Genomic DNA, 17,479 nt, shown 5'->3' with positions numbered 1-17,479 from the left:
GTCCGTTTTCGCACGGCATCACCGGTACACACGGATTGCCACTCTTCGGTGATCCTGCCGTGGTTTTTCCGTTACCTGTTCGGCGGCCGGGCACCGCTACCGGTTCGGCGGGATCCCCTCGATCGGGCGGCCGAGCACGCCGGGGCGCCGCTGCCACGGGCGGGGCCCGGTGGGTGGCCGGTAGGCGACGCCGAGGGCGTCGAGTCGCCGGTAGTGGGCGGTCATCCGGCGTTCGAAGTCGGCGAAGTCCCGTTCCGCCGGGGCGGGCAGCGGGCTCCAGGCCACCTCGGCGAAGGCGGCGAGGCGGGGGAAGGTCTGGTAGTCCACGCGCGCGGCGTCCTCCATCACCTCGGTCCACACGTTGGCCTGGGTGCCCAGCACCCGCCCCGCCTCCTCCACGGTGAGCCCGGCCGGCACCGGCTCGAACCGGTAGACGTCCTCCAGGGTGCGCACGAAGCCGATCGGCACGGGCTCGTCCTCGCCCGGGGCCTGACGGTGGTCCAGGTACACGTACTGCTCGGGGCACATGACCACGTCGTGGCCGGCCCGCGCGGCGGCGACTCCGCCTCCGTAGCCGCGCCAGGAGGAGACGGCCGCGCCCGGGGCGAGGCCGCCCTCCAGGATCTCGTCCCAGCCGATGAGGCGGCGCCCGCGCGCGGAGAGCCAGGCGTCGAAGTGCCCGATGAACCAGGACTGCAGTTCGTCCTCGCCGGTGAGGCCGAGGTCGGCGATCCGCGTCTTGGCGGTCACGGACTCGGTCCACTGCTCCTTGCGGCACTCGTCGCCGCCGATGTGGACGAACTCCGAGAACTCGGCGGCGTCCGCGGGGAACAGCTCCAGCACCTCCTCGAACACCCCCTCGTAGAACCGCAGGGTGGTGTCGGTGGGAGCCAGCACGTTGGCGGAGATGCCCCAGTCGTCCCAGACGGAGAGTGCGGCGGTGTCGATGACGTCGGTGTTGCCGAGCTCCGGGTACGCGGCGACGGCGGCCTGCGAATGGCCCGGTACGTCGATCTCGGGGACGACGCTGATGTGCCGCTCGGCGGCGTAGGCGACGATCTCGCGGATGTCGTCCTGGGTGTAGTAGCCGCCGTGCGGCTTCTCGTCCCACAGCGGTGAGGCCCGGTGGCCGAATTTGGTGCGCGAGCGCCAGGAGGCGATCTCGGTCAGTTTCGGATACCGCTCGATCTCGATCCGCCAGCCCTGGTCGTCCGTCAGATGGAAGTGCAGGACGTTGAGTTTGTGCGCGGCCATCAGGTCCAGATAGCGCAGCACGCCCTCCTTGGGCATGAAGTGCCGGGCGACGTCGAGGAGAAGTCCGCGCCAGCGGAACCGCGGGGCGTCCTCGATGATCCGCTGCGGCACGCCGAGGCCGGCGTCCGGCCGTACGGGGGCGCGCCGGAAGGCGTCGGGGCCGAGCAGCTGACGCAGGGTCTGCGCGCCCCAGAACACGCCGGCGGGCCCGCCGCCACGGATCTCCACGCCCCGGCCGGCGACGGCGCCGAGGCGGTACTCCTCCGGCTCCAGGGTGTCGTCGGTGAGCAGCCGCACGGAGTCCCGGGCGTCCGGCGGTCCGGGCGGCAGCGGCAGCCCCAGGGCGGCGCCGAGCGTGGTCCGCAGCCAGCGTTCGGCGCGTTCCGTACCCGGGCCGGCCCACACGGTGGTGTCCCGGCCGAGCGGCACCTCGGGCCCGCCGGGCCCCCCGATGGCGCGCGGCGCCGGAATCAGTTCCACCACATCAGCCCCTTACCCACACGCGTGTTGCGCGGAGCGCAACGCGCATTGCCTCATGCACAACGCGGACACGACACCACGCAGGCTAGGCACTGCGCCGGACCCCCACAAGAGGTCTGGACCAGTTGGGGGCCGGAGAACGCGAAGGTCCCCGGGGCGCGCCTGACGCGCGCCCCGGGGACCTCACCGCCACCGGGCGGACCGGGGAGCTACTTGTCGCCGCCCTTGCCGCCCTTGCCCTCGTCGCCGCCGCTGCTCATGGACTCGTAGATCTCTTTGCACATCGGGCACACGGGGTACTTCTTCGGGTCGCGACCCGGCACCCAGACCTTGCCGCACAGCGCCACGACGGGAGTGCCGTCGAGGGCGCTCGCCATGATCTTGTCCTTCTGGACGTAGTGGGCGAAGCGCTCGTGGTCGCCGTCGCCGTGGGACACCTGTGGCGTCGGCTCTACGAGGGTCCCCGTACCAGTCCCGCGCTCGGGCTCAAGAGTGCTCATAACAGCCAGGGTACTGAAGCTCACAGGCATCAGTTGAGCGAAGGGTCGTCCGGATACGTGGCGACCATCGCCAGTTCGTTGCGCTGGCGGCGCAGCACCTCGCGCCAGAGTCTCTCCGGGGCCGGCGAGGACACGTCGCCCGGCTCGGACTCGACCACGTACCAGGCGCCCTCGACCAGCTCGTCCTCCAGCTGGCCGGGCCCCCAGCCGGCGTAACCGGCGAAGATCCGCAGGCTGCCCACGGCCGCGGCCAGCAGTTCCGGCGGGGCCTCCAGGTCGACCAGGCCGATCGCGCCGTACACCCGCCGCCAGCCGAGCGGGGCGTGGTCACCGTTCGTACCGCCGGGGATGACCGCCACGCCCAGCGCCGAGTCCAGCGACACCGGGCCGCCCTGGAAGACCACACCGGGCTCGCCCGCGAGGTCGGCCCAGTCCTCCAGGATGTCGCCGACGACCACCGGGGTGGGACGGTTGAGCACGACACCGAGGGAGCCCTCCTCGTCGTGGTCGAGGAGGAGCACCACCGCACGGTCGAAGTTCGGGTCCGCCAGGGCGGGGGTGGCCACGAGCAGCCGCCCTGTGAGCGAGGACACCTCGGTCATGCCAGACATGATCCCGCATCTTCCCCCGGCGTGGGGACCCAATCGGGGGTGCGGGAGTGAACGCAGCTCAGAGCGCGTCGAAGCGGGCCGGGCGCACACCCGCGTGCCCGGTGACCCCAGGTGCCCGAAAGGGAACGGTTCGTGTTGTGACACAGCTATGACGCGGCTGGGCCACCCTTGGGCTTACGGGAGGGGGGTAATCGGCGATTACCCTGTCTTCCCGGCCCCTGCGCACAGTGATCGGCCGCCCCCTGACCAACTCATCGGAACGCGAGATTCATGACCGTCAACGACGATGTCCTGCTTGTCCACGGCGGAACCCCGCTGGAGGGCGAGATCCGTGTCCGCGGTGCGAAGAACCTCGTGCCGAAGGCCATGGTCGCCGCCCTGCTGGGCAGCGCGCCGAGCCGACTGCGCAACGTTCCCGACATCCGTGACGTGCGGGTCGTACGCGGCCTGCTCCAGCTGCACGGCGTGACGGTCCGTCCGGGTGAGGAGCCCGGCGAGCTGGTGCTCGACCCGACGCACGTCGAGAGCGCCAACGTGGCTGACATCGATGCCCACGCGGGATCCAGCCGTATCCCGATCCTCTTCTGCGGTCCGCTGCTGCACCGTCTCGGCCACGCGTTCATCCCGGGCCTGGGCGGCTGCGACATCGGCGGCCGGCCCATCGACTTCCACTTCGACGTGCTGCGGCAGTTCGGCGCGACCATCGAGAAGCGGGCCGACGGGCAGTACCTGGAGGCTCCGCAGCGGCTGCGCGGTACGAAGATCCGGCTGCCGTACCCGTCGGTGGGCGCGACCGAGCAGGTGCTGCTGACGGCCGTGCTGGCCGAGGGTGTCACGGAGCTGTCCAACGCGGCCGTGGAGCCGGAGATCGAGGACCTCATCTGCGTGCTGCAGAAGATGGGCGCGATCATCGCGATGGACACCGACCGCACGATCCGCATCACCGGTGTGGACCAGCTCGGCGGCTACACCCACGCGGCCCTGGCGGACCGTCTGGAGGCCGCGTCCTGGGCCTCCGCCGCGCTGGCGACCAACGGCAACATCTACGTCCGCGGCGCCCAGCAGCGCTCGATGATGACGTTCCTGAACACCTACCGGAAGGTGGGCGGTGCCTTCGAGATCGACGACGAGGGCATCCGCTTCTGGCACCCCGGCGGCCAGCTGAAGTCCATCGCGCTGGAGACGGACGTGCACCCCGGCTTCCAGACCGACTGGCAGCAGCCGCTGGTGGTGGCCCTGACGCAGGCCACGGGCCTGTCCATCATCCACGAGACGGTGTACGAGTCCCGGCTGGGCTTCACCTCCGCGCTCAACCAGATGGGTGCGCACATCCAGCTCTACCGCGAGTGCCTGGGCGGCTCGGACTGCCGTTTCGGCCAGCGCAACTTCCTGCACTCCGCGGTCGTCTCGGGCCCGACCAGGCTTCAGGGGGCCGACCTGGTCATCCCCGACCTGCGCGGCGGCTTCTCGTACCTGATCGCGGCCCTGGCGGCCGAGGGCACCTCCCGCGTCCACGGCATCGACCTGATCAACCGCGGCTACGAGAACTTCATGGAGAAGCTCGTGGAACTGGGCGCGAAGGTCGAACTGCCGGGCAAGGCGCTCGGCTAGCAGCGGGTACGCCGAATGGGCGGCCCCCATGGTGCAGGGGGGCCGCCCATTCGGCGTCTTCGGCTGAGGCGCGCCCTTGAAGGGGCGCGGGGAACTGCGCGACCAGCCACGGCCGGTCCGCAGTCGCCCACGGCGCTCGAAGCGGAGCGCTTACTTGCCCTTGGCGGCTTCCTTGAGCTTGCTGCCAGCGGTGACCTTCACGCTGAAGCCGGCCGGAATGTTGATGGGCTCGCCGGTCTGCGGGTTGCGCGCGGTGCGAGCGGCACGGTGGGTGCGCTCGAAGGTCAGGAAGCCGGGGATGGTGACCTTCTCGTCGCCCTTGGCGACGATCTCGCCGACGGTCTCGGCGAACGCGGCCAGCACGGCGTCGGCGTCCTTGCGGGTCACCTCGGCGCGGTCGGCCAGCGCGGCCACCAGCTCACTGCGGTTCATGTTGTTACTCCCGTGTTTTTCTTGCCGTTGGGGTGTGCCACGCGGCGGAGCCGCCCGAGGCACTGCGATGCCGATGCGCTCGCGCCCTTGGGGGTGCCCCCGGGGGACGTAGTCCCTGGGGGAGCATCCTGCCCCTACCTGCGGCGGGAAAGCCAATCCGGCACCCGTAGGAGTCGTGAGAACACCCTGGGGAGTCACACGAAAAGCGCCTGCTCGGCCGTCACCCTAGAGCGCGCCCGGCATCCGGTGGTTCCACGACGCGCCGGTGCGGGGGGCTGCCGTGGTGATCGTCACAGCCCCCCGCACCGTACGACACGCCGTTCTCAGGCCGTCGCGCCGGCCGCCTTGGCGGCCTCGCGGACCGCCCCGGCCACGGCGCCCGCGACCTTGTCGTTGAAGACGCTCGGGATGATGTAGTTCGGGTTCAGCTCGTCCTCGGTCACCACGTCGGCCAGGGCCTTCGCGGCGGCGAGCATCATCTCGGTGTTCACCGTCCGGGACTGCGCGTCCAGCAGACCGCGGAAGACACCCGGGAAGACCAGCACGTTGTTGATCTGGTTCGGGAAGTCGGACCGGCCGGTGGCCACGACGGCCGCCGTCTGCCGGGCGATCGCCGGCTCGACCTCGGGGTCCGGGTTCGCGAGCGCGAACACGATGGCGCCGTCGGCCATGGCGGCCACGTCGCTGCCGTCCAGGACGTTCGGGGCGGAGACGCCGATGAAGACGTCGGCGTCGCGCACGGCCTCCTTCAGGGTGCCGGTGAGGCCCTCGGGGTTGGTGTTGTCGGCGATCCAGCGCAGCGGCGAGTCGGTCTGGGCGCTCACCAGGTCCTCGCGGTCCGCGTGGACGACACCGTGGATGTCGGCGACGACGGCGTTCTTCACGCCGGCCGCGAGCAGCAGCTTGAGGATGGCCGTCCCTGCCGCGCCGGCGCCGGACATGACGACCCGGATGTTCTCGATGGCCTTCTCGGTCACCCGCAGGGCGTTGGTCAGCGCCGCGAGGACGACGATCGCCGTGCCGTGCTGGTCGTCGTGGAAGACCGGGATGTCGAGGGCCTCGCGCAGCCGGGCCTCGATCTCGAAGCAGCGCGGCGCGGAGATGTCCTCCAGGTTGATGCCGGCGAAGCCGGGGGCGATCGCCTTGACGATCTCCACGATCGCGTCGGTGTCCTGGGTGTCCAGGCACAGCGGCCAGGCGTCGATACCGGCGAAGCGCTTGAAGAGGGCCGCCTTGCCCTCCATGACGGGCAGCGCGGCCTTGGGGCCGATGTTGCCGAGGCCGAGCACGGCGGAACCGTCCGTCACGACCGCAACGGAGTTGCGCTTGATGGTGAGGCGGCGGGCGTCCTCGGGGTTCTGGGCGATGGCCATGCAGACGCGGGCCACACCCGGCGTGTAGACCATGGAGAGGTCGTCACGGTTGCGGATGGGATGCTTGGACTGCATCTCGATCTTGCCACCGAGGTGCATCAGGAACGTACGGTCGGAGACCTTGCCCAGCGTGACGCCCTCGATGCCGCGCAGCTTCTCGACGATCTCATCGGCGTGCGCGGTGGAGGAGGCCGCGATGGTGACGTCGATGCGGAGCTTCTCGTGGCCGGACGCGGTGACGTCGAGGCCGGTCACCGAGCCTCCGGAGGACTCCACGGCGGTGGTGAGCTGCGAGACGGCGGTTCCGCTCGCGGGCACCTCCAGCCGGATCGTCATCGAGTAGGAGACGCTGGGCGCCGTTGCCATGGCCGACTTCCTCTGCTTTCACCGTGTCGCGAGTTGTGCCGTCCGATCGTCGCACCTACCGCCGAGTACGTGGTAGTCGCCCTGGGTTACGGACGTTTTGTTCACGCGAGGTTCTCTGCCGGGTGGTGGTTTCGGAAAAGCACTTCCACCATACGAGAGACGATCAGCCAGGGAAAGAGGGCGGCCGGGCAAAGAAGGAGGCCCACGTCACATCCGTGACGTGGGCCTCCCACACGTTCATGACACCGACCCGCCATGCTCGCCTCGCGGCAAGTGGTCGCTCGTAGCGACGAAGGTTGGGCCCGGGGGCTTGGATCGGGCCGGTGCCACGTCAAGGCTAACAAACGGATCCCGTAAGACCATTCCCGCAACCGGGGTTCATGGGTTCTCATCCCGCAGCAGGTCCGGAACCCCCGCCGCGTCCGGCTCGTCGCGCAGCCCCGACACCACCGTCAGCTGCTGGGTGGCCCGGGTCAGCGCCACGTACAGCACGCGCAGCCCGGCCGGGGACTCGTCGGCGATCTCCGCGGGCGAGACGGCGACCGTCGCGTCGTACTCCAGGCCCTTGGCCTCCAGGCTGCCGAGCGCGACGACCCGGTCGCCGAGCCCGGCCAGCCAGCGCCGGGCCTCCTCGCGCCGGTTCATCGCGACGACCACGCCGACCGTGCCGTCCACCAGGTCCAGCAGCCGCTCGGCCTCCGCCCGCACGGCCGCCTCCAGCGAGCCCCCGGCCACCGCGAAGCGCGGCTCGACCCCGGTGGACCGTACGGCGGAGGGGGACCGGGAGCCGGGCATGGCGAGCGCGAGCACCTTCGCGGCCAGCTCGGCGATCTCGGCCGGGTTGCGGTAGTTCACGGTGAGCTGGAAGCGGCGCCGGGGCCGGGTGCCGAGGGCCTCGTCGCGGGCCTCGGCCGCCTCGTCCGGGTCGGACCAGGAGGACTGCGCCGGGTCGCCGACGACCGTCCAGGTGGCGTGCCGGCCGCGACGGCCGACCATGCGCCACTGCATCGGCGTGAGGTCCTGCGCCTCGTCCACGATGACGTGCGCGTACTCGGTGCGCTCCTGCGCGAGGCGCTCGGCCCGCTCCCGCTGCGACTCCTCGCGCACCGGCATCAGCTCCTCCAGGCCGGTGAGCTGGTCCAGCGGGTCGAACTCACGCTTCTTCCGCGGCCGGGCCGGGGCGCCGAGGATCGCCTGGAGCTCGTCGAGCATGGCGACGTCGTGCACCGAGTGGCCGTCCCGCTTCAGGGAGCGGGCGACCTTGCGGACCTCGCCGGGGTTGAGGATCCGCCGGGCCCAGCGGCCGAGCCGCTTGTCGTCGGCCATGGCCGCGAGCACGGCCGCCGGGGTCAGCTCGGGCCACCAGGCGTCCAGGAAGCCGATGAACGCGTCCTCGCCGGTGACGTCCTCGTCGAAGGACGAGCGCAGCTCGGCGGCCAGCTCCGGGTCGGCGTGCCGGGTGGCGGCGCCGGACTTGGCCCACAGGGCGTCCAGCAGCAGCTTGCGGGCGCGCGGGCGGAGCAGGTTGACCGGTGCGGTGCCGCCCAGGGCGGTACGGCGGACACGTTCCAGCTCGGGCGCCTCCAGCTCCAGGCGACGCCCGAAGGCGACGACACGGAGCCGGTCCGGCGGCCCGTCGAAGACCCGCGGTCCGGTGCCGGTCCCGGCGTCGGTGTCGTCGTCCAGGGCGAGCTGCCCCACCGGGGCGGCCGGGCCCGCCTCCAGGGCGCCCCGGGCGGCCTTCCGCAGCACCTTCAGCATCCGGTACGAGCCCTTGGCGCGGGCCACGGACGGGGAGTCGTACAGGGTGGCCTCCACACCGTCGACCAGCGAACCGATCGCCCGGATCGCGACCTGGCCCTCTTCACCGAGCGAGGGCAGCACACCCTCGGTGTAGGCGACGAGCAGCGGGGTCGGCGAGACGATCAGGATGCCGCCCGCGTAGCGTCTGCGGTCCTGGTAGAGCAGGTAGGCGGCGCGGTGCAGGGCGACGGCGGTCTTGCCGGTGCCCGGTCCGCCCTCCACGTAGGTGATGGAGGCGGCCGGGGCCCGGATGACCATGTCCTGCTCGGCCTGGATCGAGGAGACGATGTCCCGCATGGTGTGGCCGCGGGCCTGGCCGAGGGCGGCCATCAGGGCGCCGTCACCGATGACGGGCAGCTCGCGGCCGTCGAGGAAGGCCGTCAGCTCGGGCCGCATCAGGTCGTCCTCGACGCCGAGCACGCGGCGCCCCTTGGACCGGATGACCCGGCGCCGTACCACCCGGCCCGGCTCGACGGGCGTGGCCCGGTAGAAGGGCGCGGCGGCGGGTGCGCGCCAGTCGATGACCAGCGGCGAGTAGTCCTGGTCGAGAACCCCGATACGGCCGATGTGCAGCGTCTCGGCGATCTCGGCGGTGTTGTCGTCCCGCACGGCGCCCTCGGCGGGCTCCACCGCCGTGTAGGCGCCGTCGGGTCCCTTCTTGCCGTCCTTGCCGAGCAGCAGGTCGACCCGGCCGAAGAGGAAGTCCTCGAACTCGTTGTTCAGCCGGTTCAGGTGGACACCGGCCCGGAAGACCTGCGCGTCCCGCTCGGCGAGCGCGCCCGGGGTGCCGACCTGGCCGCGCTGGGCCGCGTCGTGCATCAGGAACTCGGCCTCGTGGATCTTCTCCTCCAGCCGCCGGTACACCCGGTCCAGGTGTTCCTGCTCGATGCTGATCTCTCGGTCGCGGACGGAGTCGTGTGCGTCGTTGACCGAGCCGACCGCGGACTGCTGAACCTGAGCGGCCACCGGGCCCCCTTCTGACGTGCTGGGCAGCCGTCAACCGTACGCGAAGGGGGCCCGGGAGGCTACGGCACCGGTCCGGGACGCGTCCCGGGGTGCCCTTTCAGCCGAGGGGGGCGAAACCCGGAGCGCCCTTTCAGCCGGGGGGCGAACCCAGGGGCGCGGGGAACTGCGCGAACGACCGCGGACCACCCGCGCCCGGCGATGCGGCGGCAGACCCCTCCCCGCATCCGGGCGGGGCCTGGGAAGCGCGGCCCCCGGAGAGGGCACCCGCGCCGGCGGCGCCCGGTCTCCGCCAGGGCCGCAGCGGGCGTCACGCGTCCACCTGCACCAGCTTCTTCCCCTCGAACGTCACCACCTCGAAGTGGTCGATCTCGTTCGGCTGGAAGGCCGCCGCCCCACCGATGTACAACGGCTTCTTCGCGTCCTCGGTCTTGGCGTCCGGGACGCCGTATCCCCAGTTCGGCACCGACCACGACGACATGGTCACGCGCTGCCCGTTCTTGGCGACGAGCACCAGGGAGCACTTCAGCGGGCCCTTGACGTTCTTCAGCTCCAGCACCGCCTGGGTGCCCCAGTCCTTCTGCGCCATGGCGACCGTCGCGCTGACGTGCGTCGAGGTGTCCGTGGCGGACTTCTTGTCGGACATGGTCCGGAACGTCGCCTGGGCCGGCGTCGCGGCGACCTGGTCGCCCCCGTCCGAACCGCCGCCGACCGCCACCGCGGCCAGCGGGCCCGCGATGATCAGCGCGGCCGCCGCCGCGATCATGTAGAAGCTGCGCCGGCGCTTCTGGGCGCGCTTCTCGGCGACCTCGTCGACCAGCTTCTCCACCAGCCGCGGAGTGGGCTTCGCGGACAGCGAGTCGCCGATCGCGGGCGTGCTGCCGGTGCCGGGGAGGTCCGCGAGCGCGGCCAGCATCGGCTCCATCCCGGCCAGCTCGTCCAGCTGCTGGGCGCACCATTCGCAGCCGGCGAGATGCGCTTCGAAAGCGGTTGCCTCGGCGTCGTCGAGAATCCCGAGGGCGTAGGCGCCGACGGTCTCGTGTTCGCTCGGCACCGAAGATCCCTGACTGGGGTTCATGGGCCCAGACATACCCGGACCACCCGGTCCGAATCCCTGCATTCCCCCGTACCCATTGCTCATCACGCCGTCACCCCCCGCTCCTCCAGTGCCAGCTTCATCGACCGCAGGGCGTAGAACACCCGGGAACGGACAGTGCCGCTCGGTATGCCCAGCGTCTCGGCCGCCTCATTGACGGTACGCCCCTTGAAGTACGTCTCGACGAGCACCTCCCGGTGGGCCGGGGTCAGGTCGTCGAGCGCGTCCGACAGCGTCATCAGCCACAGCGCCTTGTCGATCTCGTCCTCCGCGGGGATGACCTCCAGCGGCGACGGATCGACCTCCTGCGGCCGGGCCTGCCGGCTGCGGTGGCCGTCGATGACGATGCGGCGTGCGACCGTCACCAGCCAGGGGCGTACCGAACCGGTCGCCCGATTGAGCTGACCGGCGTTCTTCCAGGCACGGATGAGTGTTTCCTGTACGACGTCCTCTGCGCGCTGCCGGTCACCGGCGACCAGCCGCAGGACATACGCGAGCAGAGGTCCGGCGTGCTCTCGATACAGCGCACGCATCAGCTCCTCATCCGGCTCCGAGGGCTGTGAGGACATGCGATGTCGGGCCCTCATTCCACGTTCATTGGCCACGGCCGCATCCTTGCGCACGCCCACCTCCGGTGTCCGGGGGTTCCCCCAGTCGGTCGCTCGCCCACCCGTACGCGGCGAAGCGGCCCGATGTTCAAAACGGAGTGACAGATTTCTCCGGGATGACGTGACGAGCGGGACATGCGAGCACATTCCCACCGGCCGATCTTTACATTTCCGACACACCGCCGGGAGCGCCGGCCAACGCCCGTGTAGAGGGCAACGAAATACGGTGTTGCAGAAATCACTTCCGTTTCGGGCCCCTGGCGCCCTCAGGCCCGCGTGAGCGCGGTCCGCCGCCGGTGCCGGGCGACCCGCTCCCGGTTCCCGCACGCCTCGCTGGAACACCAGCGGCGGCGCCGTCCACGGGACGTGTCGAGGTACACGAGGGGGCAGTTGTCCCCCTCGCACTCCCGCACGGCGGCCCACGCGACGGGATCGGTGAGCAGCTCCACGGCGTCCCGGGCGACGACGGCGAGCAGGGCGGCGCAGCCGGGCGGTCCCGCCAACTCCCGGACGAGACCGCCGTCCTCACCGCGTACGGCCAGTGGCGCCGGGGGCGCGGCCCGGGCCACCTCGTTGACCCGGCCGAGGGCACGCCCGTACGCCGGTGTCTGCACGTCCCGCATGCCGCGCACCAACAGGGCGACGTTCCTCCGCAGTTCCCGGAAGCCGGCCGGCCAGGAGCCGTCGGCGTGCTCCAACGGCGTGCCGGGCGGCACGAGACCGGCACTCCCGATCCACGCGCACAACGCCGCGATCCCGTCCAGCCGTTCGCCCGGGTGCGTGGTGGCGAGCAGGTCCAGGCACACCCGCCCGGCATCGAACCGCAGCTCGTACGGGGGCGTGGCGCTACCGAATGCCATGTGCGAGTCACCGCCTGGGCAGGAACCGTGCGGAAGCGTACGGGGGACGTCGCGCCCCCCTCCTCCCACAGTGCCCGCCCGGAGAGTGCGCCGGAACCCCTCGAACACGTCGAAGGGTTCGCCGTGGTCGCGGTGCCGTCGCCGTGGTCGCGGTGCCGTCGCCGTGGTCAAGGCGCGGGACGGCACCGGTGATCGGATACGCGTCGGCCATGACCTCGGCAGGGCGTCGGCCATGACCTCGGCAGGGCGGCACTGATGTCCGGGGCGGTCGGAGCCGTCGGACGCAAGCGGTTCCGGGTCCCCTGCCTAGGCGTCCGCGTACTTCGCGTCCGTCACCGGGTCCAGGGCCAGGCGGTAGCCCCGCTTCACCACGGTCTGGATCAGTTTCGGCGCCCCGAGGGCCGTGCGGAGGCGGGCCATCGCCGTTTCCACGGCGTGTTCGTCGCGGCCCGCGCCCGGAAGGGCGCGGAGCAGGTCGGCGCGGGCCACCACCCAGCCGGGGCGGCGGGACAGGGCGCGCAGGAGGGACATGCCGGCCGGAGGGACCGGTTTGAGGTCGCCGTCGACCAGGACCGCGTGGCCGCGGATCTCCACCCGGTGGCCGGCGACGGGCAGCGACCGGGCGCGGGCCGGGAGCTCCCGGCACAGGAGCTGGACGAGGGGTCCGAGGCGGAAGCGTTCCGGCTGGACGGTCTCCACCCCGCGCGCCTGGAGGGGGAGCGCGGTGACCGGGCCCACGCAGGCCGGGACGACGTCGTGGACCAGGGCCGCGAGCAGGTCGTCCAGCAGGCCGCGGTCCTCCGCACGGGAGAGGAGGGAGGCCGCGGCGGGGGCGCTGGTGAAGGTGAGGGCGTCCAGGCCGCGGGTGACGGCCGCGTCCAGGAGGCGGTCCAGGGGGCCGAGGTCCTCCGGGGGCATCCAGCGGTAGACCGGGACCGGCAGCACCTCCGCCCCGGCGGCGCGCAGCGACTCGACGAAACCGGGCAGGGGCTCGCCGTGCAGCTGTACGGCGACGCGGGTGCCGTCGACGCCCTCCTCCAGGAGGCGGTCGAGCACCTCGGCCAGGGACTCCGAGGAGGGCGACCACTCCTCCGTGAGACCGGCCGCCCGTATGGCGCCCTTGACCTTCGGGCCGCGGGCCAGCAGCCGTGCCCCGCCCAGCCGGCCGAGCAGCTGCTCGCCCAGACCCCAGCCGTCGGCGGCCTCGACCCAGCCCCGGAAGCCGATCGCGGTGGTGGCCACGACGACGTCCGGCACCTGGTCGATGATCTCCTTGGTGGCGGCGAGCAGTTCGCTGTCGTCGGCGAGCGGCACGATGCGCAGGGCCGGGGCGTGCAGCACGACGGCACCGCGCCGCTGGAGCAGGGCACCCAGTTCGTCGGCCCGGCGCGCGGCGGTGACACCCACGGTGAAACCGGCGAGGGGACCGTGCTCGGGTTGCTGCTCTTCGTCGTACATGGGCTCTCCTAGCTGGCCGGCACGCCGATCGAGCCTGTCAACGATCCGTGACAGGCTCGGTTCGGCCTGATGTCGCCGGTGTTACGTCACACCTCGGCATAGCTGAGTTCGGACTTCGTCTCCGAGGCCGCCGTCGTGGCCGGAACCCGCCCGGCGGAGCGGCGAAGGTATACGGCCCAGGTGACCGCGAAGCAGCCGGCGTAGAAGGCGAGGAAGGCGACGAACGCACCGGTGCCGGAGCCGTAGGCGAGGAAGGACTGGCGGAAGGCGAGGTTGATGCCGACGCCGCCGAGCGCGCCGACCGCCCCGATGAGTCCCATGGCAGCGCCGGACAGCCGCCGGCCGTGGGCGACGGCCGCCTCGCCCGTCAGCCCCTCGGCCAGGGCCTTGGCCTGGAAGATGCCGGGGATCATCTTGAACGTCGAGCCGTTGCCGAGCCCGCTGAGCATGAACAGGACGACGAAGACGGACACGAACAGCGGCAGCGACTTCTGCATGCCGGCCACGATGAGCACGGCGGTGGCGGCGGCCATGCCGACGTAGTTCCACAGCGTGATGCGGGCGCCGCCGTAGCGGTCGGCGAGCCGGCCGCCGACCGGGCGGACGAGGGAGCCGAGCAGCGGGCCGATGAAGGTGAGGTACGCCGCCTGCAGCGGGGTCCGGCCGAACTGGTTCGTCAGCACCTGGCCGAAGGCGAAGCTGTAGCCGATGAAGGAGCCGAAGGTGCCGATGTAGAGGAAGGACATGATCCAGGTGTGGGCGTCCTTCGCCGCGTCCTTGGCAGCGCCGGTGTCGTTCGTCACCGCGGCCAGGTTGTCCATGAACAGCGCGGCCAGTACGGCGGCCACCACGATCAGCGGGATGTAGATCCCGAGCAGCAGGCGCGGGCCGCCGCCGGCGCCGATGACGGCGAGCGCGACGAGCTGGATGACGGGTACGCCGATGTTGCCGCCGCCGGCGTTGAGACCGAGCGCCCACCCTTTCTTCCGCAGCGGGAAGAAGGCGTTGATGTTGGTCATGGAGGAGGCGAAGTTGCCCCCGCCGATGCCGGTCAGCAGGCCCACCAGGAGGAACGTCGGGAAGGACGTCCCCGGCTCCATCACCACGAACGCGGCGACGGCCGGGACGAGCAGCAGACTCGCCGAGACGACCGTCCAGTTGCGGCCGCCGAAGACGGCCACGGCGAAGGTGTACGGCACCCGGGCGACCGCGCCGACGAGCGTGACCATCGAGGTCAGCAGGAACTTGTCGGCGGGGGTGAGACCGTACTCCGGGCCCATGAACAGGACCAGCACGGACCACAGGGTCCAGACGGAGAACCCGATGTGCTCGGAGAGCACGGAGAACCAGAGGTTCCGGCGCGCGATCCGCTCCCCCGTCGCGTTCCAGAAGCCCTCGTCCTCCGGATCCCAGTGCTCGATCCAGCGGCCACTGCGACGGGTTGGGGCTGGGGCTGTCATCACGCCTCCACGGTGCTCCGGGTGCTCGGTCTGCCGACCACTGACGGAACCCGAAGGTAGGGACGACGCGTTTCCGGCCTGTGCCTGTGGGTGACCGGAAGGGAACGTTGCTCTCACGCGGAGTGCGGGACGGCGGTGAGGCCGCGGCTGCCCGGACGCCGTCGGCCGGGACGGAAGAGCACCCGGGCCGTGCCGCGCCGCCTCAGCGGCCGACGCTCATCACACCCTCGTCGACCGCCGGGACCCACGCCCCGGCCGGCCGCGTCAGCCACCCCTCCGCCCGCGCGATCCCGGCCACCGCCCGGCGCAGCGCGTCGAGCCCGGGATGGGCCAGGCCCTTGCGCCAGACCAGGGAGACGGGAGAGAGCGGGACGGGGTCGACGAGGGGGCGGCGGACCGTGCCGGGCATGGGCGGGAAGTCCACGACGGCCAGCACCGGGGTCCGGGTCTTCGCCATGACACGGCCGAACTCCTCGTCGCCGACGGCCAGCGGGTGGGGCGGGGCGAGCCGGACGGACCGGCCCTCGAAGAGGCGCAGGGCCAGGTCGGTCCACTCCCGGGTCCGCGGGTTGCCGGCGCCGGCGTACACCGTCTCCCCGGCCAGTGCCGACACCGGCACTTCGGGCAGGCGGGCCAGCGGGTGGTCCTCGGGCAGTACGACGGCCATCGGCTCGTACCGCACCGGCTGCTGCGCCAGACCGGCGCGGAGCGCCGGGTCGAGACCGGCGAAGCGGCCGAAGGAGGCGTCCAGGCGGCCGGCGAGCAGCTCGGCGGCGGCTCCGGTGAGGCCGCTCTCGTAGCGGGCCATCAGTTCGCAGCCGGGAGCGAGTTCCCGGGCCCGGAGCAGTACTCGGCGGCCGGTGACCAGGCCCGTGGTGTTGAGGTCGACCAGCAGCGGGCGGCCCTGGCCGGCCGCGAACGCGGTGAGCAGGTCGTCCTGGGCGGCGAGGACCCGGCGCGCGTGCGGCAGCAGGCGTTCGCCGTCCGGCGTCAGCGTGACCTGCCGGGTGGTCCGCACGAACAGCTCGGCGCCCAGCTCCCGCTCCAGCCGGCGTACATCCCGGCTGAGCGCCTGCTGGGCGACGTACAGGCGGGCCGCGGCCCGCGTGAAGTGCAGCTCCTCGGCGACGGCGACGAAGGCGCGGAGCAGGCGGGGGTCCAGGTGGGCGGGGGCGGACATGACGGCGAACTTACAACGCCGGTGCGTGAATCGGCACCCGGAAGGTGTTGGACCCGGTGATCCACCGCGGGCGAACGTGGCCTCATGCCGCAGCAGACCACCAAGGACAGCCCGATACGCGACAGAGGCAAGAAGACCGCGGGATACCGGCGCCTGTTCTCCCTCCCCGGCGCCCGCGCCTTCACCGCCGGCAATCTCCTCGCCCGCCTCCCCATGGGCATGTTCAGCGTGAGCGCGGTCGTGATGATCGCCGGTGCCCGGGGCTCGTACGCCCTCGCCGGCGCGGTCACCGCGGCCGGGCTCGCGGCGACCGCGGTGGCCGGGCCCTGGCTCGCCCGGCTGGTCGACCGGCACGGGCAGGCCCGGATCGCACTGCCGGCCACCGTCGTCTCCGTGCTCGGCAGCCTCGCGCTGCTGCTGTGCGTCCGCTACGGCGCCCCCGACTGGACCCTGTTCACCGCCTATGCCGGCACCGCGGCCACCCCCAACATCGGCGGTCTGTCCCGCGCCCGCTGGGCCCATCTGCTGCGCGACGAGCCCGGCGCGCAGCACGCGGCGAACGCGTTCGAGCAGGCCGCGGACGAGTTGTGCTTCATGCTCGGGCCGGTGCTCGCGTCCTTTCTGACCGGGGCGTTCTTCCCGGAGGCGGGCACGCTCGTGGGGGCGGTACTGCTGCTGGCCGGGATGGCGCTGTTCACCGCCCAGCGGGCCACCGAGCCGCCGCCGCAGGCCCGTTCGAAGGCGCCGTCGCCACTGCGCAGCCCCGGTGTCCCGCCGCTGCTGCTGTGTTTCACGGCCATCGGCGCGGTGTTCGGCTCGATGGAGGTGGTCACGATCGCCTACGCCGACGCGCTGGGGCAGCGTGCGGCGGCGGGTGCCGTGCTCGCGCTGCAGGCGGCCGGCTCGTGCGCGGCGGGACTGGCGTACGGGGCGCTGAAGCCGGCCGGTCCCCGGCTGCACCGGTGTCTGGCCGTCATGGCGGCCCTCATGACGCTGCCCTGGGCGGCGACCGCGTCGGGCTCGCTCCTGGTGCTCGCCGGTGCGCTGCTGATCGCGGGTATGGCGACCGCGCCCACCATGGTGACGGCGATGACCCTGGTGCAGCGGCGCACCCCGGCCGACCGGCTGAACGAGGGCATGAGCCTGATGGTGACCGGACTGCTCACCGGCATCGCCTGCGGCTCGGCGACCGGCGGCTGGGCGACGGAGCACCTGTCCTCCGTCGCCGCCTTCGCGGTACCGGCCGCGGCGGCCGCCCTGGCCCTGCTCGTCAGCCTGGCGCCGGAGGCCGCGAGGCGCGTCGGCGCCCGTCGGTTCCCCCAGGACACGGCACCACAACGGTCAATCTGCGCACGCAACTCGATCGAGGCATGACCCCTTACGGACCGCGACCGGAAGTAAGCGGATCGTTATCTACGTGACCG

The 17,479-nt window shown here is 72.0% G+C and carries 14 protein-coding genes; 2 read left to right on the top strand and 12 right to left on the bottom strand.

Annotated elements, in window-relative coordinates:
- Positions 1-96: 96 nt before the first annotated feature.
- The 3 genes from ACIGYR_RS07680 to ACIGYR_RS07670 form a co-directional block, all read right to left on the bottom strand.
- Positions 97-1,734 (bottom strand): beta-N-acetylhexosaminidase, encoded by a 1,638-nt coding sequence (locus tag ACIGYR_RS07680; protein ID WP_399596417.1) that lies wholly within the window; start codon positions 1,732-1,734, stop codon positions 97-99.
- Between the two features lie 209 nt (positions 1,735-1,943).
- Positions 1,944-2,234 carry a DUF3039 domain-containing protein gene (locus tag ACIGYR_RS07675; RefSeq protein WP_391845038.1) on the bottom strand — a complete coding sequence of 97 codons (291 nt, stop codon included), beginning with the start codon at positions 2,232-2,234 and terminating at the stop codon, positions 1,944-1,946.
- A gap of 29 nt (positions 2,235-2,263) precedes the next feature.
- A complete protein-coding gene (locus ACIGYR_RS07670) occupies positions 2,264-2,836 on the bottom strand; it encodes a YqgE/AlgH family protein (RefSeq protein WP_391845036.1) in 573 nt (190 codons plus the stop codon).
- Positions 2,837-3,115: 279 nt separating this feature from the next.
- Here ACIGYR_RS07670 and murA point away from each other — a divergent pair, with 279 nt between their 5' ends.
- On the top strand, positions 3,116-4,456 hold the full coding sequence (gene murA / locus ACIGYR_RS07665; protein WP_391845035.1) for a UDP-N-acetylglucosamine 1-carboxyvinyltransferase: 1,341 nt from the start codon (positions 3,116-3,118) through the stop codon (positions 4,454-4,456).
- Between the two features lie 150 nt (positions 4,457-4,606).
- Here the strand turns inward: murA and ACIGYR_RS07660 are convergent, their stop codons facing one another.
- From ACIGYR_RS07660 to ACIGYR_RS07620, 9 genes are all read right to left on the bottom strand, one after another.
- Positions 4,607-4,888: an HU family DNA-binding protein gene (locus ACIGYR_RS07660; protein WP_014673024.1), complete on the bottom strand. Its 282-nt coding sequence runs from the start codon at positions 4,886-4,888 to the stop codon at positions 4,607-4,609.
- 323 nt (positions 4,889-5,211) lie between these two features.
- Positions 5,212-6,627: an NAD-dependent malic enzyme gene (locus tag ACIGYR_RS07655; RefSeq protein WP_399596420.1), complete on the bottom strand. Its 1,416-nt coding sequence runs from the start codon at positions 6,625-6,627 to the stop codon at positions 5,212-5,214.
- A 378-nt stretch (positions 6,628-7,005) separates the two neighbouring features.
- Complete coding sequence (locus ACIGYR_RS07650) at positions 7,006-9,396, bottom strand: HelD family protein (RefSeq protein ID WP_399596422.1); 2,391 nt, start codon at positions 9,394-9,396, stop codon at positions 7,006-7,008.
- 307 nt (positions 9,397-9,703) lie between these two features.
- A complete protein-coding gene (locus ACIGYR_RS07645; protein WP_391845030.1) occupies positions 9,704-10,483 on the bottom strand; it encodes an anti-sigma factor family protein in 780 nt (259 codons plus the stop codon).
- Between the two features lie 50 nt (positions 10,484-10,533).
- Positions 10,534-11,118, bottom strand: a complete 585-nt coding sequence (locus ACIGYR_RS07640; RefSeq protein ID WP_184958216.1) for a sigma-70 family RNA polymerase sigma factor — start codon at positions 11,116-11,118, stop codon at positions 10,534-10,536.
- Positions 11,119-11,363: 245 nt separating this feature from the next.
- Complete coding sequence (locus ACIGYR_RS07635; protein WP_399596423.1) at positions 11,364-11,957, bottom strand: CGNR zinc finger domain-containing protein; 594 nt, start codon at positions 11,955-11,957, stop codon at positions 11,364-11,366.
- A gap of 306 nt (positions 11,958-12,263) precedes the next feature.
- Positions 12,264-13,415 (bottom strand): uroporphyrinogen-III synthase, encoded by a 1,152-nt coding sequence (locus tag ACIGYR_RS07630; RefSeq protein WP_399596425.1) that lies wholly within the window; start codon positions 13,413-13,415, stop codon positions 12,264-12,266.
- Positions 13,416-13,501: 86 nt separating this feature from the next.
- Entirely contained in the window at positions 13,502-14,875 is a 1,374-nt protein-coding gene (locus tag ACIGYR_RS07625; RefSeq protein WP_399596426.1) for a nitrate/nitrite transporter, read from the bottom strand.
- A 202-nt stretch (positions 14,876-15,077) separates the two neighbouring features.
- Entirely contained in the window at positions 15,078-16,055 is a 978-nt protein-coding gene (locus tag ACIGYR_RS07620; RefSeq protein ID WP_391845024.1) for a LysR family transcriptional regulator, read from the bottom strand.
- Between the two features lie 84 nt (positions 16,056-16,139).
- Between ACIGYR_RS07620 and ACIGYR_RS07615 the strand changes: the two genes are divergently transcribed.
- Complete coding sequence (locus tag ACIGYR_RS07615) at positions 16,140-17,429, top strand: MFS transporter (protein ID WP_399596427.1); 1,290 nt, start codon at positions 16,140-16,142, stop codon at positions 17,427-17,429.
- Positions 17,430-17,479 lie beyond the last annotated feature (50 nt).

This window comes from Streptomyces sp. NPDC053076, assembly GCF_044546845.1.
Lineage (GTDB): Bacteria > Actinomycetota > Actinomycetes > Streptomycetales > Streptomycetaceae > Streptomyces.
The sequence above is the reverse complement of the archived record's forward strand: the minus strand, read 5'-3'. Positions and strand labels throughout refer to the sequence as shown.

What these genes read in the sequence shown, in the direction of transcription:
- ACIGYR_RS07625 (WP_399596426.1), bottom strand. Translation starts at nt 14,875, where the DNA reads ATGACAGCCCCAGCCCCAACCCGTCGCAGTGGCCGCTGGATCGAGCAC.
- ACIGYR_RS07620 (WP_391845024.1), bottom strand. Translation starts at nt 16,055, where the DNA reads ATGTCCGCCCCCGCCCACCTGGACCCCCGCCTGCTCCGCGCCTTCGTC.
- ACIGYR_RS07670 (WP_391845036.1), bottom strand. Translation starts at nt 2,836, where the DNA reads ATGACCGAGGTGTCCTCGCTCACAGGGCGGCTGCTCGTGGCCACCCCC.
- ACIGYR_RS07615 (WP_399596427.1), top strand. Translation starts at nt 16,140, where the DNA reads ATGCCGCAGCAGACCACCAAGGACAGCCCGATACGCGACAGAGGCAAG.
- ACIGYR_RS07645 (WP_391845030.1), bottom strand. Translation starts at nt 10,483, where the DNA reads ATGTCTGGGCCCATGAACCCCAGTCAGGGATCTTCGGTGCCGAGCGAA.
- murA (WP_391845035.1), top strand. Translation starts at nt 3,116, where the DNA reads ATGACCGTCAACGACGATGTCCTGCTTGTCCACGGCGGAACCCCGCTG.
- ACIGYR_RS07635 (WP_399596423.1), bottom strand. Translation starts at nt 11,957, where the DNA reads ATGGCATTCGGTAGCGCCACGCCCCCGTACGAGCTGCGGTTCGATGCC.
- ACIGYR_RS07630 (WP_399596425.1), bottom strand. Translation starts at nt 13,415, where the DNA reads ATGTACGACGAAGAGCAGCAACCCGAGCACGGTCCCCTCGCCGGTTTC.
- ACIGYR_RS07675 (WP_391845038.1), bottom strand. Translation starts at nt 2,234, where the DNA reads ATGAGCACTCTTGAGCCCGAGCGCGGGACTGGTACGGGGACCCTCGTA.
- ACIGYR_RS07655 (WP_399596420.1), bottom strand. Translation starts at nt 6,627, where the DNA reads ATGGCAACGGCGCCCAGCGTCTCCTACTCGATGACGATCCGGCTGGAG.
- ACIGYR_RS07660 (WP_014673024.1), bottom strand. Translation starts at nt 4,888, where the DNA reads ATGAACCGCAGTGAGCTGGTGGCCGCGCTGGCCGACCGCGCCGAGGTG.